The sequence below is a fragment of the Streptomyces sp. NPDC012827 genome, from assembly GCF_042900905.1.
GTDB lineage: Bacteria > Actinomycetota > Actinomycetes > Streptomycetales > Streptomycetaceae > Streptomyces > Streptomyces gulbargensis.
In genome coordinates this window covers 299,587-315,457 of sequence record NZ_JBIBBY010000001.1, presented here as the reverse complement: position 1 = coordinate 315,457, position 15,871 = coordinate 299,587, and the positions used below count along the sequence as shown (strand labels likewise).

The 15,871-nt window shown below is 73.3% G+C and carries 14 protein-coding genes; 6 read left to right on the top strand and 8 right to left on the bottom strand.

Annotation, left to right across the window (positions count from 1 at the left end):
- Positions 1-23 precede the first annotated feature (23 nt).
- The 3 genes from pyk to pta form a co-directional block, all read right to left on the bottom strand.
- Positions 24-1,454 carry a pyruvate kinase gene (gene pyk, locus ACFY60_RS01350; RefSeq protein ID WP_388607749.1) on the bottom strand — a complete coding sequence of 477 codons (1,431 nt, stop codon included), beginning with the start codon at positions 1,452-1,454 and terminating at the stop codon, positions 24-26.
- Positions 1,455-1,542: 88 nt separating this feature from the next.
- A complete protein-coding gene (locus tag ACFY60_RS01345; RefSeq protein ID WP_388607751.1) occupies positions 1,543-2,853 on the bottom strand; it encodes an acetate kinase in 1,311 nt (436 codons plus the stop codon).
- Complete coding sequence (pta, locus tag ACFY60_RS01340; protein WP_388607754.1) at positions 2,850-4,970, bottom strand: phosphate acetyltransferase; 2,121 nt, start codon at positions 4,968-4,970, stop codon at positions 2,850-2,852. The genes ACFY60_RS01345 and pta overlap by 4 nt, the downstream gene beginning before the upstream one ends.
- 333 nt (positions 4,971-5,303) lie before the next feature.
- Here pta and ACFY60_RS01335 point away from each other — a divergent pair, with 333 nt between their 5' ends.
- A complete protein-coding gene (locus tag ACFY60_RS01335; RefSeq protein WP_388607757.1) occupies positions 5,304-6,329 on the top strand; it encodes an ATP-dependent 6-phosphofructokinase in 1,026 nt (341 codons plus the stop codon).
- Positions 6,330-6,577: 248 nt separating this feature from the next.
- Positions 6,578-7,618 carry an RICIN domain-containing protein gene (locus tag ACFY60_RS01330; protein ID WP_388607758.1) on the top strand — a complete coding sequence of 347 codons (1,041 nt, stop codon included), beginning with the start codon at positions 6,578-6,580 and terminating at the stop codon, positions 7,616-7,618.
- Positions 7,619-7,646: 28 nt separating this feature from the next.
- Here the strand turns inward: ACFY60_RS01330 and ACFY60_RS01325 are convergent, their stop codons facing one another.
- The 3 genes from ACFY60_RS01325 to ACFY60_RS01315 all read right to left on the bottom strand — a co-directional run bounded on the left by ACFY60_RS01325 (position 7,647) and on the right by ACFY60_RS01315 (position 10,835).
- Positions 7,647-8,255: a helix-turn-helix domain-containing protein gene (locus tag ACFY60_RS01325; protein ID WP_388608164.1), complete on the bottom strand. Its 609-nt coding sequence runs from the start codon at positions 8,253-8,255 to the stop codon at positions 7,647-7,649.
- Positions 8,256-8,400: 145 nt separating this feature from the next.
- The gene (locus ACFY60_RS01320; protein WP_388607760.1) at positions 8,401-9,102 is read right to left on the bottom strand and encodes a response regulator; all 702 of its coding nucleotides are present in this window, start codon (positions 9,100-9,102) and stop codon (positions 8,401-8,403) included.
- Entirely contained in the window at positions 9,099-10,835 is a 1,737-nt protein-coding gene (locus tag ACFY60_RS01315) for an ATP-binding protein (RefSeq protein ID WP_388607761.1), read from the bottom strand. Before ACFY60_RS01315 ends, ACFY60_RS01320 begins: the two co-directional genes overlap by 4 nt.
- A gap of 178 nt (positions 10,836-11,013) precedes the next feature.
- On the opposite strand from ACFY60_RS01315, the gene ACFY60_RS01310 reads away from it, so the two are divergent.
- On the top strand, positions 11,014-12,366 hold the full coding sequence (locus tag ACFY60_RS01310; RefSeq protein WP_388608167.1) for a cation:dicarboxylate symporter family transporter: 1,353 nt from the start codon (positions 11,014-11,016) through the stop codon (positions 12,364-12,366).
- A 166-nt stretch (positions 12,367-12,532) separates the two neighbouring features.
- On the opposite strand, the gene ACFY60_RS01305 is transcribed toward ACFY60_RS01310, so the two are convergent.
- Positions 12,533-13,426, bottom strand: a complete 894-nt coding sequence (locus ACFY60_RS01305) for an aldo/keto reductase (RefSeq protein ID WP_388607763.1) — start codon at positions 13,424-13,426, stop codon at positions 12,533-12,535.
- The gene (locus tag ACFY60_RS01300; RefSeq protein WP_388607765.1) at positions 13,426-14,322 is read right to left on the bottom strand and encodes an NAD-dependent epimerase/dehydratase family protein; all 897 of its coding nucleotides are present in this window, start codon (positions 14,320-14,322) and stop codon (positions 13,426-13,428) included. The genes ACFY60_RS01305 and ACFY60_RS01300 overlap by 1 nt, the downstream gene beginning before the upstream one ends.
- 68 nt (positions 14,323-14,390) lie before the next feature.
- Here ACFY60_RS01300 and ACFY60_RS01295 point away from each other — a divergent pair, with 68 nt between their 5' ends.
- The 3 genes from ACFY60_RS01295 to ACFY60_RS01285 are packed head-to-tail and all read left to right on the top strand — an operon-like array spanning position 14,391 to position 15,757.
- Positions 14,391-14,930: an Lrp/AsnC family transcriptional regulator gene (locus ACFY60_RS01295; RefSeq protein WP_388607767.1), complete on the top strand. Its 540-nt coding sequence runs from the start codon at positions 14,391-14,393 to the stop codon at positions 14,928-14,930.
- A gap of 54 nt (positions 14,931-14,984) precedes the next feature.
- Positions 14,985-15,422 carry a MerR family transcriptional regulator gene (locus ACFY60_RS01290; protein ID WP_388607768.1) on the top strand — a complete coding sequence of 146 codons (438 nt, stop codon included), beginning with the start codon at positions 14,985-14,987 and terminating at the stop codon, positions 15,420-15,422.
- Complete coding sequence (locus tag ACFY60_RS01285) at positions 15,419-15,757, top strand: thioredoxin family protein (protein WP_388607769.1); 339 nt, start codon at positions 15,419-15,421, stop codon at positions 15,755-15,757. Before ACFY60_RS01290 ends, ACFY60_RS01285 begins: the two co-directional genes overlap by 4 nt.
- Positions 15,758-15,871: the final 114 nt, after the last annotated feature.

Below are 15,871 nucleotides of genomic sequence, written 5' to 3'. Positions count from 1 at the left end.
ACCGCTGTCCGGCCTCGCGGGCGTCAGTCGCGCTTGCCGCCGCCCAGGTGGTGGACGCGGACCATGTTGGTGGTGCCCGGGACGCCGGGCGGGGAGCCGGCGGTGATGACCATCAGGTCGCCCTCGTTGTAGCGCTGGAGCTTCAGGAGCTCGGCGTCGACGTGGTCGACCATCGCGTCGGTGGTCTCCACGAAGGGGGCGAGGAAGGACTCGACGCCCCAGCTCAGGGTGAGCTGGTTGCGGGTCGACTCGTCCGTCGTGAAGGCGAGGATCGGCTGGGCGGCGCGGTAGCGGGACAGGCGGCGGGCCGTGTCACCGGACTTGGTGAAGGCGACCAGGGCCTTGCCGTCCAGGAAGTCCGCGATCTCGCAGGCCGCGCGGGCGACGGAGCCGCCCTGGGTGCGGGGCTTCTTGCCGGGGACCAGGGGCTGGAGGCCCTTGGAGAGCAGCTCCTCCTCGGCCGCCGCGACGATCTTCGACATCGTCTTGACGGTCTCGATCGGGTACGCGCCGACCGAGGACTCGGCCGAGAGCATGACCGCGTCCGCGCCGTCCAGGATCGCGTTGGCGACGTCGCTCGCCTCGGCGCGGGTCGGCCGCGAGTTGGTGATCATCGACTCCATCATCTGGGTGGCGACGATGACCGGCTTGGCGTTGCGGCGGCACATCTCGACCAGGCGCTTCTGCACCATCGGGACGCGCTCCAGCGGGTACTCCACGGCGAGGTCACCACGGGCCACCATGACCGCGTCGAAGGCGGCGACGACGTCCACCATGTTCTCGACGGCCTGCGGCTTCTCCACCTTGGCGATGACGGGGACCCGGCGGCCCTCCTCGTCCATCACCTTGTGGACGTCCTTGACGTCGTCGGCGTTGCGGACGAAGGAGAGCGCGACCATGTCGCAGCCCATGCGCAGCGCGAAGCGGAGGTCCTCGACGTCCTTCTCGGAGAGGGCCGGGACGTTGACCGCCGCGCCGGGCAGGTTGATGCCCTTGTGGTCGGAGATGACACCGCCCTCGACCACGATCGTCCTGACCCGGGGGCCCTCGACCTCGACGACCCGCAGTTCAACGTTGCCGTCGTTGATCAGGACCTGGTCGCCCTTGGAGACGTCCCCGGGCAGGCCCTTGTAGGTGGTTCCGCAGATGGACTTGTCGCCCGGGACGTCCTCGGTGGTGATGGTGAACTCGTCACCGCGCACCAGCTCGACCGGACCCTCCGCGAAGGTCTCCAGACGGATCTTGGGGCCCTGGAGGTCGGCGAGCACACCGACGGCGCGGCCGGTGTCGGCCACCGCCCTGCGGAGGCGGTCGTACCGCTCCTGGTGCTCTGCCTGGGTTCCGTGGCTCATGTTGAAGCGGGCCACGTTCATGCCGGCCTCGATGAGAGCCTTCAGCTGCTCATACGAGTCGACGGCGGGGCCCAGCGTGCAGACGATTTTGGAACGGCGCATGAGGCGGATCCTATCGGTTTGTTTCACTGCGGAATATTCCGACTGGCGGAAAGTACAAATGGGCGCGATCCCGCTCAGGCGTTCACTTCTACGGCGCGGGCGCCACCAGAGCGAAGGTCTGCCGGGCGATCTCCAGCTCCTCGTCCGTCGGCACCACGGCGACCGCCACCCGCGCGTACTCCGGCGAGATGATCCGCGCCCCGCCGGAGCGCACGGCGTTGAGGTCCGCGTCCACCGCGAGCCCCAGCTCCTCCAGGCCCGCGACGGCAGCCTCCCGTACCGCGGCCGCGTTCTCACCGACCCCCGCCGTGAACACCACCGCGTCCACCCGGCCGAGCACCGCGTAGTAGGCGCCGATGTACTTCTTCAGGCGGTGGATGTAGATGTCGAACGCGAGCGCCGCCCGCTCGTCGCCCTCCTCGACCCGGCGGCGGATCTCCCGCATGTCGTTGTCGCCGCAGAGGCCGAGCAGCCCGGACCGCTTGTTGAGGAGGACGTCGACCTCGTCCTCGGACATGCCGGCCACCCGCTTCAGGTGGAAGGTGACCGCCGGGTCGATGTCGCCCGAGCGGGTCCCCATGACCAGGCCCTCCAGCGGGGTCAGGCCCATGGAGGTGTCGACGCACCGGCCGCCGCGCACGGCGGACGCGGACGCGCCGTTGCCCAGGTGCAGCACGATCACGTTCACCTCCTCCGGCGCCTTGCCGAGCAGGCGGGCCGTCTCCCGCGAGACGTACGCGTGCGAGGTGCCGTGGAAGCCGTACCGCCGGATGCGGTGCGCGTCCGCCGTCTCGACGTCGATCGCATACCGGGCCGCCGACTCCGGCATCGTCGTGTGGAAGGCGGTGTCGAAGACCGCCACCTGCGGCAGGTCGGGGCGCAGGTCCCGCGCCGTACGGATGCCGACCAGGTTCGCCGGGTTGTGCAGCGGCGCCACCGGCACCAGACGCTCGATCTCGGCGAGCACCGCGTCGTCGATGACCGTCGGCTCGGTGAACCGCAGCCCGCCGTGCACCACCCGGTGGCCGATCGCCGCCAGCTCGGGGGAGTCCAGGCCGAGCCCGTCCGCCGCCAGCTCCTCGGCGACCGCCTTGAGCGCGGCCGCGTGGTCGGCGATCGGACCGGTCCGCTCACGCCGCTCGCCGCCCTCCCGCAGCGGGGTGTGCGCGAGCCGCGAGGTCTCCTCGCCGATGCGCTCCACCAGGCCGGCCGCGAGCCGCGCGCCGTCCTCCATGTCGAGCAGCTGGTACTTCACCGACGAGGAGCCGGAGTTGAGGACGAGGACCCGCGAGGGAGCGGACGCGGAGGAGGAAGCGGAGGAAGAGGGGGAAGAGGCGGGGGAGGAATCCGCGGCGGAACCGGCGGGGGAGGGGGACGCGGCGGGGGTGGGGGCGGTCATGCGGGAAGCTCCTGACCCTGGACGGAGGACACGGACGGGGCGGACGCGGCGGGAGCCTGGGACTGGATCGCCGTGATGGCGACGGTGTTCACGATGTCGCTGACGAGCGCGCCGCGCGAGAGGTCGTTCACCGGCTTGCGCAGACCCTGCAGGACCGGGCCCACGGCCACGGCGCCGGCCGACCGCTGCACCGCCTTGTACGTGTTGTTGCCGGTGTTCAGGTCCGGGAAGATCAGCACGGTCGCCTGTCCCGCCACCTCCGACTCCGGCAGCTTGGTCGCGGCGACGGACGGCTCGACCGCCGCGTCGTACTGGATCGGGCCCTCGATCCGCAGGTCCGGCCGGGACTCCCGGACCAGCTTGGTCGCCTCCCGCACCTTGTCGACGTCGGCGCCCGAGCCGGAGGTGCCCGTCGAGTAGGACAGCATGGCGATCCTCGGCTCCACGCCGAAGCGGGCCGCGGTCGCCGCCGACTGGACGGCGATGTCGGCGAGCTGCTCCGCGTCCGGGTCGGGGTTGACCGCGCAGTCGCCGTACACCAGCACCTTGTCGGCGAGGCACATGAAGAAGACGGAGGAGACGATCGACGCGTCCGGCTTCGTCTTGATGATCTCGAAGGCGGGCCGGATGGTCGCCGCCGTGGAATGCACGGAGCCGGAGACCATGCCGTCGGCCAGCCCCTCCTGCACCATGAGCGTGCCGAAGTAGTTCACGTCCGAGACGACGTCGTACGCGAGCTCCACACTCACGCCCTTGTGGGCGCGCAGCGCCGCGTACTTCTCGGCGAACGCGTCCCGCAGCTCCGAGGTCTGCGGGTCGATCAGCTGCGTGTCGCCCAGGTTCACGCTCAGGTCGGCGGCCTTCCTGCGGATGGTCTCCACGTCACCGAGCAGCGTCAGGTCGCAGACGTCCCGGCGGATGAGGACGTCGGCGGCGCGCAGCACCCGCTCCTCGGTCCCCTCGGGGAGCACCACCCGGCGGCGGTCGGCGCGCGCCTGCTCCAGCAGCTCGTGCTCGAACATCATCGGGGTGACGCGGCCGCTGCGGGCCACCGAGACCCGCTTGAGCAGGTCGGCGGTGTCCACGTGGCGCTCGAACAGGCCGAGCGCGGTCTCCGCCTTGCGCGGGGTGGCCGCGTTCAGCTTGCCCTCGAGCGCGAAGAGCTCGGCGGCGGTCGGAAAACTGTTGCCGGGCACGGAGATGACCGGCGTGCCCGGCGCGAGCCGGGCCGCCAGGGTCAGGATCTCCTCGCTCGGCCGCTCGTTGAGCGTGAGCAGCACGCCGGCGATGGGCGGGGTGCCGGCCGAGTGGGCGGCGAGCGCGCCGACGACCAGGTCGGCCCGGTCCCCGGGGGTCACCACGAGGCAACCCGGGGTCAGGGCGTTCAGGAAGTTCGGCAGCATCGCGCCGCCGAAGACGAAGTCCAGGGCGTCCCGGGCGAGTCCCGCGTCGTCGCCGAGGACGACGGTGGCGCCGAGCGCGTGGGTGATCTGGGCGACGGTGGGCGCGGCGAGCGCGGGCTCGTCCGGCAGGACGTAACAGGGGACGGGCAACCGGGTGCCGAGCCGCTCGGCGAGGGCCTCCCGGTCCTCGGCCGCCACCCGGTTGACGACCATCGCGAGCACGTCGCAGCCGAGGCCGTCGTACGCCCGGAAGGCGTTGCGCGCCTCGGCCCGTACGGACTCGGCCGGCTGGCCCTTGCCGCCCACCACGGGGATGACCGAGGCGCCGAACTCGTTGGCCAGGCGGGCGTTGAGCGCCAGCTCGTCGGGGAGCTGGGTGGCCGCGAAGTCCGTACCGAGGACGAGGACGACCTCGTAGTCGCGGGCCACCGCGTGGAAGCGGTCGACGAGACGGGAGACCAGTTCGTCGGTGCCCCGCTCGGCCTGGAGCGCGGAGGCCTCGTGGTAGTCCATGCCGTAGACGGTCGCGGGGTCCTGGGAGAGCCGGTAGCGCGCCCGCAGCAGCTCGAACAGGCGGTCGGGTCCGTCGTGCACGAGCGGCCGGAACACCCCCACCCGGTCCACCTGGCGGGTGAGGAGCTCCATGACTCCCAGCTCGACGACCTGGCGGCCGTCACCGCGGTCGATCCCGGTCACGTACACGCTGCGCGTCACGCCGTGGTCTCCTGTCCAGTCCTGCGGTACGGGGCTCGTCCCCTGGGTCAATCTCCGGTGCGCAGAACACACCGATAGGGCGGCATTACCCCCTTGACAATACCCCCGCAGCTCGGTACGACGCCCGCCGGACGAAAGGTCCTGAACCCCGGGCCACCAGGCCTTCGCGCCCCCGCCACGGAAGGGTGAGGGGGCCGCGACGGGGACGCGGCGGGGGCGCCACGAGGGCGGCGGCGGGGGGCGCGCGCCGACGCGCCGAAAGCGGCCGTCAGGCCCGGCGTGTGAGAATTGCGATGGCTCAAAGGACCGCGACCGAGCAGGAGACACAGCACGATGCGCATCGGAGTTCTCACCGCAGGCGGCGACTGCCCCGGCCTGAACGCAGTGATCCGGTCGGTCGTGCACCGGGCGCTGACCGGCCACGGCGACGAGGTCATCGGCTTCGAGGACGGGTTCAAGGGGCTCCTCGACGGCCACTACCGGCCCCTCGACCTCAACGCGGTCAGCGGCATCCTCGCCCGCGGCGGCACGATCCTCGGCTCCGCCCGCTTGGAGCGCAACCGGCTCCGCGAGGCCGCCGAGTCCGCACCCGACCTGGCCCGCACCTACGGCATCGACGTCCTCATCCCGATCGGCGGCGAGGGCACCCTGACCGCCGCCCGGATGCTGTCCGACGCCGGCATGCCCGTCGTCGGCGTCCCGAAGACCATCGACAACGACATCTCCTCCACCGACCGCACCTTCGGCTTCGACACCGCCGTCGGCGTCGCCACCGAGGCCATGGACCGCCTCAAGACCACCGCCGAGTCCCACCAGCGCGTGATGGTCGTCGAGGTGATGGGCCGCCACGCCGGCTGGATCGCGCTGGAGTCCGGCATGGCCGGCGGCGCCCACGGCATCTGCCTCCCGGAGCGCCCCTTCGAGGTCGACGACCTCGTCAAGATGGTCGAGGAACGCTTCGCGCGCGGCAAGAAGTTCGCCGTCATCTGCGTCGCCGAGGGCGCCCACCCGGTCGAGGGCTCGATGGACTACCAGAAGGGCGAGATCGACCAGTACGGCCACGAGCGCTTCCAGGGCATCGGCAACCGCCTCGCCGTCGAACTGGAGAAGCGCCTCGGCAAGGAGGCCCGGCCGGTCATCCTCGGTCACGTGCAGCGCGGCGGCACGCCCACGCCGTACGACCGCGTCCTCGCGACCCGCTTCGGCTGGCACGCGGTGGAGGCCGCGCACCGCGGCGACTTCGGCAGGATGACGGCCCTGCGCGGCACGGACGTGGTGATGGTGCCGCTGGCGGAGGCCGTGACCCGCCTGAAGACGGTCCCCGAGGACCGCATGCGCGAGGCCGAGTCGGTCTTCTGACGGACGGCCCCGCGGCGGAGACCCCGTGCGCCCCGGCGCCCCGAGCCCGCCGGCCCTCCGGTACCTCCGCGTCGAGTGGCCCCGACCGTACCCCCGTGGACGGTCGGGGCCACTCCGCTTTCCGGACGGCACTTCCGGGCCGGCCGGAAACACCTGATTCCACTCTTGAGCCCGCGCCCCCGATCAACAAGGCTTGGGGCTTGTCCCGGACATGTCCCAACCCTGTCCGGCGGAAGGGGGAGAGGCGCATGACCTCGGGGGAACGGGCTCCCGACCCGCGGGAGGCACGCAGCACCACCGAGTTCCTCGCCCGGCTCCAGGCGCTCAAGGACTGGTCCGGTCTCACCTACCGTGAGCTGTCCGCCCGGGCCGGGGAGCGCGGGGACGTGCTGCCCCGCTCCACGGTCGCCAACATGCTGGCCCGCGCCACCCTGCCCCGCGAGGAGCTCCTCACGGTCTTCGTCCGCGCCTGCGGAGCGCCGTCCGGCGCCCTGGAGGACTGGGTGGCGGTACGGAAGGAGCTGGCGGTACGCGGGGTGTACGAGCCCCGGCCCCAGGAGCCGCCGGCCGCCGACGCCCCCGGGGCCCGGGAGGACTCCGGGACCTCCGAGGCCCGGGAGGGTCCGACCCCTGAGACCGGCGAGGCCGGGGCGGCCGTGAAGACAGGGGAGAGCGGCGGGACCGGGGAGGGGGCGGCGCCGGCCCGCGCCCGGATGGCCCGGGTGCTCGTCGGAGCCGTCGCCCTCGCCGGGCTGGTGCTCGCCGCCCTCAGCGTGATCACGTTCGTACGGGACGGCGGCGGCGCCCATCCGCCCCGGTCGGGGCCCGGTCCCGCACCCGCCGCCGGTGACGTGACCATCCGGGTGGTCGGCCCGGACCTCTGTCTGGGGGAGCGGCGCGGTACGCGCAGCGGCCAGATCCACCAGCTGCCCTGCGCGGAGGTGGAGGTGCCGCGCTACTCGCTGAAGGATCTGGGCGGCGGACGGTGGCGGATCGTCTCGGACCACGCCGACCTGGGCATCGGCTGTTCCGGCATCCCCTCGGGCGGCCGGATACCGGACGCCGCGTTCGAGGACTCCGAGTGCGGCGACCCGAGCCGGGTGGAGAGCTTCACCCTGGAGCCGTACGGGAGCCCGGTACGGGGCCACCGCATCGTGCCGGCCGGCTCGGCGACGCCCGGCAGCTGCGTCACCGTCGTCGGCGACCGCACCGCCGCCGGGGCGAGGCTGGCCCAGGCGCCGTGCGCCCCCGGCGCCGCGGGTCAGCTGTTCGCCTTCGACCGCCGCTGACGGGCGGGCCGACGAAGCCGCCCCGCCCTTACGCGCCGACGGCCGCCCAGAAGTGCTCGTTGATCTCCTCCAGGTAGGCGCGGCCCGCGTCGCCGGTCGCCCCGGAGGCGCCCCAGCTGCTGGTGGCCGCCATCCGCGCGTGGTACTCGGCGTGCAGCCGCTGGAGAGCGGACTCCACGACGGCCTTGGACAGCGGCAGCATCTTCACCGCCGGTTTCACGTACGCCTGCCACCGGGTGGTGGCGGCGTCCCGCAGCAGCGCGGCGAGCCGTTCGTCGCCGCCGGTCGCGGTGATCAGCGCCCGCGGACCGAGCCCGAGGCACTCCGCGAGGGCGGCGGTCTGCCGCTCGGTGCCGCGCCAGCGGCCCTCGTCCTCCATGCGCCGGTACGCCTGGTCGGGTACGCCCACGCGCCGCGCGAGCTCCTCGGCGGACAGGCCACGGGCCATCCGGTGCTCACGGAGGGTGGTGGCGGCGGCGATCAGATCGGCGGGGGAACACCACAGGACGCCGGCGAGGGCGGTCAGCTCCTGTTCGGTGGGGGCGAGCCGGCCGCGTTCCCAGGCGGCGACCGCGTCGGGGGTGACGAACATGCCGTACTGGGCGCGCAGCCCGTACGCGACGTGGCCGTGGGTCATGCCGAGGCCCTCGCGCAGTCGTCGCGCGGCCGGGGCGTTGAAGGGTGGGGAGGGTTGGTGCACCCGGCCACGGTAGGTGCGGAGGGTGACGGCTGGCTACGGTGTGTTCATCCGACATGGCAGGTCGTAGGAACATGGGAACCGATCAGTAACCGCGGCCCCCCGAGCCGAACCACCGGTACTGCAGTTCCGGGCGGCCGATCTGCCCGTACTGCGGGGCCCGCCCCGCCCGGCCCTGGGCCACCAGGTGCTCCAGATAGCGGCGGGCGGTGATCCGCGAGATGCCGACGGCGGCCCCGGCCTCCGCGGCGGTGAGCCCGTCCGGCGCTTCCCGGAGCGTACGGGTCACCGCCTCCAGGGTGGGGGCGCTCAGCCCCTTCGGCAGGGCAGCCGGGTGCGGGGCGCGGAGGGTGGCGAGGGCCCGGTCCACCTCGTCCTGCCCGGAGGCCTCACCGGCGGCCGCGCGGAACTCGGCGTACCGCCCGAGACGGTCCCGGAGCGTGGCGAAGGTGAAGGGCTTCAGGACGTACTGGACGACGCCCAGCGACACGCCCTCGCGGACGATCGCCAGGTCGCGCGCCGAGGTGACGGCGATGACGTCGGCGGAGTACCCGGCCGCGCGCAGGGCCCGGAGCAGCCCGAGCCCGTGCCCGTCGGGCAGGTACAGGTCGAGCAGGATCAGGTCCACCTGCCGCCGCTCGAGCAGCCGGACGGCGGCGGCCCGCGAGTGGGCCACCCCGACGACCTCGAAGCCCGCCACGCGTCCGGCGTACAGGGCGTGCGCGTCGGCGGCGACGGGGTCGTCCTCGACGACGAGCACCCGGAGGGGAGCGGGGCCGGTACTCACGCGCGCCCCTCCCCGCTGCCGGTCACCCCGGCGCGACCCGCCGGAACGACGGCGGGGGCGGAGTCCGGGACGAAGCCGGGTGCCGGGCCCGCCGGCTCCGCCGGGGCACCCCCCGCCGGGGCGTTGGCCGTCCCCGCCCCGCCCTCCGGCAGGGGCAGGCGCACCGTGAAGCGCGCGCCGCCGCCGGGTGGGGAGGTGAGGGCGAGGGTGCCGTGGGCGCGGCTGACGGCCTGGGCGACCAGGGCGAGGCCGAGGCCGCGCCCGGGGCCCCGGGTGGACCAGCCGCGGCCGAGGACGGCGTCCCGGTCGGCCGGCCGGACACCGGGCCCGTTGTCGGTGACGCGGAGCAGCAGTTCGCCCTCGCCCGCGCGGGCGGCGACCGTGACGGTGACCCGGGCCTGCGGGGTGCCGCTCACCGCCTCCACCGCGTTGTCGACGAGGTTGCCGAGGACGGTGACCAGGTCCCGGGCGGGCAGCGCCGCCGGCACCACCCCGTCGTCGATGCGGCTGTCCTCGGTGAGCACCAGCTCCACGCCCCGCTCGTTCGCCTGCGCCGCCTTGCCGAGCAGCAGCGCGGCCAGGACCGGTTCGCCGACCGCGTCCACGACCCGGTCCGTGAGGGCCTGCGCCAGCTCCAGCTCCGCCGTCGCGAACTCCACCGCCTCCTCCACGCGGCCCAGTTCGACGAGCGACACGACCGTGTGGAGCCGGTTCGCCGCCTCGTGCGCCTGTGAGCGCAGCGCCTCGGTGAAGCCCCGCTCCGAGTCCAGCTCGCCGGAGAGCGCCTGGAGTTCGGTCCGGTCCCGCAGCGTCACCACCGTGCCGCGGCGCTCCCCGCCCACCACCGGACGGGTGTTGACGACGAGGACCCGCTCGTCGGTCAGGTGCGTCTCGTCGACCCGGGGCTCGGAGGAGAGCAGCGCCCCCGTCAGCGGGGCCGGCAGACCGAGGTCCACGGCCGGGCGGCCGACGACCTTCCCGTCGAGCCCGAGCAACTCCCGCGCCCCGTCGTTGATCAGCGCGATCCGCCGCTGCCCGTCGAGCATCACCAGACCCTCGCGCACCGCGTGCAGCGCGGCCTCGTGGTAGTCGTGCATCCGGCTCAGCTCGGTCGCGTTCATGCCGTGGGTGTGCCGGCGCAGCCGGGCGTTGATCACGTACGTGCCGGCCCCGCCGAGCGCGAGGGCCGCGCCCGCCATGCCGAGGAGGGCGGTCACCTGCTCCCGTACCTGTTCGCTGATCCGGTCGATCGTGATGCCCGCGCTGACCAGGGCGACGACCCGGCCGCGCTCGTCAGGCACCGGCGCCACCGTGCGGACGGACGGGCCGAGCACGCCCAGGTGGGTCTCGGAGAAGGTCTCGCCGCGCACCGCCGCCTCGATGTGCCCGCGGTACGTGCGGCCTATCTCGGCCGGTTCCGGGTGGGTCCAGCGGGTGCCGTCCGGCGCCATCACCACCACGAACGTGACCCCGGCCCCCCGCCGCAGCGCCTCCGTGTACGGCTGGAGCGCCGCCGACGGGTCGGTGGAGCGCACGGCGGCGAGCACGGAGGGGGAGTGGGCGACGGCCGTGGCGGTCGCCGTCGACTGGCGGCGCGCGGTCTCCTCGGCCTGCGCCCGGTCGGTGACGTACGCGAAGACCGCGCACCCCGCCACCACGGCGGCCACCAGCACGACCTGCATGGCGAACAGCTGGCCGGCGAGGCTGCGCGGACGGGGGAGGGGGAAACGCATGCGGTCCAGTCTGCACGCACGGATTCGCGCCACCGCCCCGCGTTCCCGAATCGTTCTCTTCCCCGGAGACGGTCCGGCCGTGAACGAAACGTACGTAAGCGTGACCCGGGTCACAGGCTGGTGGATAGTCGCGGGGATCCACCGGGACGTGGACACCCATCAGCACGAGGAGGAGCCCGTGGCCGCACGACGGGACCGTACCCACTATCTGTATCTGGCCGTCATCGGCGCCGTCCTGCTCGGCATCGCGGTCGGCTTCCTGGCGCCGGGCGTCGCCGTGGAGCTGAAGCCACTGGGCACCGGCTTCGTCAACCTGATCAAGATGATGATCTCCCCGATCATCTTCTGCACCATCGTGCTCGGGGTCGGCTCGGTCCGGAAGGCGGCGAAGGTCGGCGCCGTGGGCGGCCTCGCCCTCGGCTACTTCCTCGTCATGTCGACCGTCGCCCTCGCGATCGGCCTGGTCGTCGGCAACCTCCTGGAGCCCGGCTCCGGCCTCCACCTGACCAAGGAGCTGGCCGAGGCCGGCGCCAAGCAGGCGGAGGGCGCGAGCGAGTCCACGGCCGACTTCCTCCTCGGGATCATCCCCACCACCCTCGTGTCGGCGTTCACCGAGGGCGAGGTCCTCCAGACCCTGCTCGTCGCCCTGCTCGCCGGCTTCGCGCTCCAGGCCATGGGCGAGAGCGGCGAGCCGGTGCTGCGCGGCATCGGGCACATCCAGCGGCTCGTCTTCCGCATCCTCGGCATGATCATGTGGGCGGCCCCGGTGGGTGCCTTCGGCGCGATCGCGGCCGTGGTCGGCGCGACCGGTCTCGACGCCCTCAAGTCCCTCGCCGTGATCATGATCGGCTTCTACCTGACCTGCGGCCTCTTCGTCTTCGTGGTGCTCGGCGCGCTGCTCAGGCTGGTCGCCGGGATCAACATCTGGACGCTCCTGAAGTACCTGGGCCGCGAGTTCCTGCTGATCCTCTCCACCTCCTCGTCCGAGTCGGCGCTGCCCCGCCTCATCGCGAAGATGGAACACCTGGGCGTCAGCAAGCCGGTCGTCGGCATCACCGTGCCGACCGGCTACTCCTTCAACCTCGACGGCACCGCGATCTACCTGACCATGGCCTCCCTCTTCGTCGCCGAGGCCATGGGGGACCCGCTCTCCGTCGGCGAGCAGATCTCCCTCCTCGTCTTCATGATCATCGCGTCGAAGGGCGCGGCCGGTGTCACCGGCGCCGGGCTCGCCACCCTCGCGGGCGGCCTCCAGTCGCACCGGCCCGAGCTCGTGGACGGCGTGGGCCTGATCGTCGGCATCGACCGCTTCATGAGCGAGGCCCGCGCCCTCACCAACTTCGCGGGCAACGCGGTCGCCACGGTGCTGGTCGGCACCTGGACGAAGGAGATCGACAAGGAGCGGGTGGCCGAGGTGCTGGCCGGCCGTGCCCCCTTCGACGAGAAGACCCTCGTCGACGACCACGCCCCGGCGCCGGCCGCGGACCGGGCGGCCGAGGAGGGCGAGGAGCGGGCCCGCGCGGGCGTCTGACCCGCCGGGCCGTGCCCGCCGTCCTCCCGTTCCCGGGCCTTGAGCCGGATCCGGGCCCGGGAGGACGGCCCGCCCGGCTTCCTGGTGCGACGCCGGGCGCCGCGGCCGTACGCCCACGGCTCGGGGCCCTCGCCCACCGCCCGGCACACCCCTCGCCCGTACGCCCTCACCCCACCGGCAGCGAGTCCTCCAGGGCGCTCAGCTCCTCCGCCGACAGCACCAGGGCCGCCGCGCCCGCCGAGTCGCGGGCGCTCTCCGGGCGGCCGGCGCCCGGGATCGGCAGGACCGTCGCGGAGCGGGACAGGTGCCAGGCCAGCGCCACCCGCTGCGGGCTCACCCCCCGGGCCCGGGCCACCCGGTGGAAGGCCCCGAACGCCGGGTCCTCCCCCTGGGCCGAGGCGCCGTCCAGAGAGCTGCGCGAGATGCCGCCCAGCGGGCTCCACGGCAGGAACGCCAGGCCGAGTTCGGCGCAGAGCCGCAGCTCGGGCTCGCTGTCCCGGACGGCGGGGGAGTAGCGGTTCTGCACGGAGACCAGCCGGTCGCCGAGGATCTCCCGGGCGAGCAGGATCTGTCCGGTGTCCACGTTCGAGATCCCGGCGAGCCGGACGGTGCCGGCGTCCAGCAGCTCCCGGATCGCGCCGAGCGATTCCGCGTACGGTACGGCCGGGTCCGGTTTGTGCAGCTGGTAGAGGCCGATCGCCCCGCCGCCCAGGCGCCGGGCCGAGGCCTGAGCCGCCCGCCGCAGGTGCCCGGGCCGGCCGTCGACCGTCCAGCCGCCGTCGTCCGTGCGGCCCCGGCCGCCCTTCGTGGCGACCAGGACGTCGTCGGTGTTCCCGCCGTACGCGGCGAGGGCGCGGGCCACGAGCACCTCGCCCTCGCCGGGGTCGCCGCCCGGCGGGTGGTAGGAGTCGGCGGTGTCGAGGAGCGTGACGCCCGCGTCCAGGGCCGCGTGGACGGTGGCGAAGGCCCGCGCCTCGTCGGGCCGGCCCTCGATGGAGAGCGGCATGGTGCCGAGGCCGACGGCCCCGACCCGGACGTCCCCCAGCATGCGGTGACGCATCAGCGGATCCCCCCGACGGTCTCGGAAACGGCCTGGGGGAGCCAGTCGGAGGAATGCGAGAAGGCATAACCGAGGGCCGTGGCCCGGGAGTTGTCCATGGCGTAGGAGCGGGCGAAGGAGAACGGCGAGACCTCGCCGACCTCCACCTCCTGGAAGACGGTCCGGCCGCCCACCCGGCGCTCGATCTCCGCGCAGAGGTCGGCGGTGGTGAGGGGGCCGTGGGAATGCGCGTTCACCGGGCCGGTGAATTCCGCCTCCGCCGCCCAGGCGAGGAACGCGGCGATCTCCTCCACGTGCACATAGGTCGCCGGGTGGTTCACCACCGGGACGGCGATCGGCTCCCCGGCCCGCACGCGCCGCACGTAGTGATCGAGCCGGCCGGTGAAGTCGTCCGCCCCGCCCAGCACGTGGGCCACCCGCACCGAGGCCCAGGCGAACGCCGTCCCGTCCGCGAAGACCGCCTCCGCCTGCCGCTTCCCCTCCCCGTAGTGCGCGTCCCGGAACTCCGGGTCCTCCCAGGGCAGCCGCGTGTCCACCGCGACCGCGCGCAGGTCGAGCACGTCCTCGGTGACCGGAACCGCCGAGTCCTCGTACTCGTACACCTCCACCGTCGAGGTCATCACGTAGCGGCGGGTCCGGGTGGCGAAGACCCGCCGGGCGATCTCCGCCTGGCGCGGTGTGTAGCAGACCTGGTCCAGGACGACGTCGAAGAAACGGCCCGTGAGAGCGGAACGCAAGGACGCCTCGTCGTCGCGGTCGGCGACGAGGAGTTCCGCTCCCTCCGGTGTTCCGGAAGAACCCCGGTTGAGCACCGTGACCCGGTGCCCGGAATTCCCGAGAAGCGTGACGAGCCGCTTTCCGAAATAGCGGTTCCCGCCGATGACCAGTACGTCCATGAAATTCCAACTCCCTTGTGCGGTGCCTCAAGTGTTACGTTGACCGCTCGCCGCTTGAAGGGGGAGACATGGGAGTTCGGGCCGCCGCGCCGAAAGAACCACGGCATCAGCGGTCCGCCGCCGTGGAAACGCCGGTGGGCGCCGTGGACGCGATCGACCGGCAGATCCTCGGCATCGTGCAGACCGACGGACGGATCAAGCTGAGCGAACTCGGCCGCCGGGTCCGCCTCAGCCCCGCGGCCGTCACGGAACGGCTGCGCCGCCTGGAGGCGTGCGGGGCGATCACCGGCTACGGCGCCCACGTCTCCCCGGCCCGGCTCGGCTACGGGATCCAGGCCTTCGTCCGGGTCAACCCGCACGCCGGTTACAGCCTGCGGCACCCGCGGGCCCTGGAGCTGACCGGCCGCCCGGAGATCCTGGAGGCGCACCACGTGGTCGGCGAGGACTGCTGGATCCTCAAGGTCGCCGTCACGGACACCGCGCACCTGGAGGAGATCCTGGAGCAGACCTCGCGGCTCGGCCGGACGACGACCTCCGTCGTCCTCTCCTCGCCGGTCGAGCGCAGGACGATTCTGCCGCCCGGGCCCGGAGCGGGCGCCTCCGCCTGACCCCGCCCCCTCCGGGCTTGCCCTGACGTCGACGTCAAGGCCTACGGTCGGGACATGCGCATCGGAGAGCTGGCCGAGCGGGCCGGAACGACCACGCGGACCCTGCGGTACTACGAGTCCCGTGGTCTCCTGACCGCCCGGCGTACGGAACAGGGACACCGCGCCTACGACGAGGCCGACCTGCGGCTCCTGCGGCAGATCCGGACCCTGCGGGACTTCGGGTTCGAGCTGGAGGAGACGCGGCCGTTCGTGGAGTGCCTGCGGGCGGGCCATCCGGCCGGCGACGCGTGCCCGGCCTCGATCGCGGTCTACCGGCGCAAGCTCGACGAGCTGGACGGGCTCATCGAACAGCTCAGGACCGTGCGCGCCCAGGTGGGCGCCCAGCTGCTGCGGGCCGAGGCGGAACTCCCGCACGGCCCGGAACCCCGCTGCGCCCTCGGCACCCACCCCGGCGGTGCCGAGGAGACCGACGAGACAGGAGTGACGGCATGACGACGTACGCGCACGGCGTGGACGAGGTCACGGACGCGGATTTCGCCGCGGAGGTGCTCGGCGCGGACCGGCCGGTCCTGGTGAAGTTCACCGCCGAATGGTGCGGGCCCTGCCGACAGCTGAGGCCGGTCCTGGGCGCGCTCGCGGCCGAGGAGGCGGAGCGGCTGCGGATCGTGGAGATCGACGTGGACCGCAATCCGGCGACGGCCCTGCGCTACGGGGTGCTCGCCACTCCGACGCTGATGGTCTTCCGGGCGGGCGAACCGGTGACGTCGCTCGTCGGCGCCCGCCCCAAGCGGCGCCTCCTGGAGGAGCTGGCGGAGGTGCTCGGCTGAATCCGAAGGGCACGGAAAAGCCCCGGACGAGATAATTGGCGTCCGGGGCTTCGTGTCGCGTATATTGATGAATTCCGTGTCTCCGTGCGGCTCGCCTGCGAAGGGGGCGCGGAA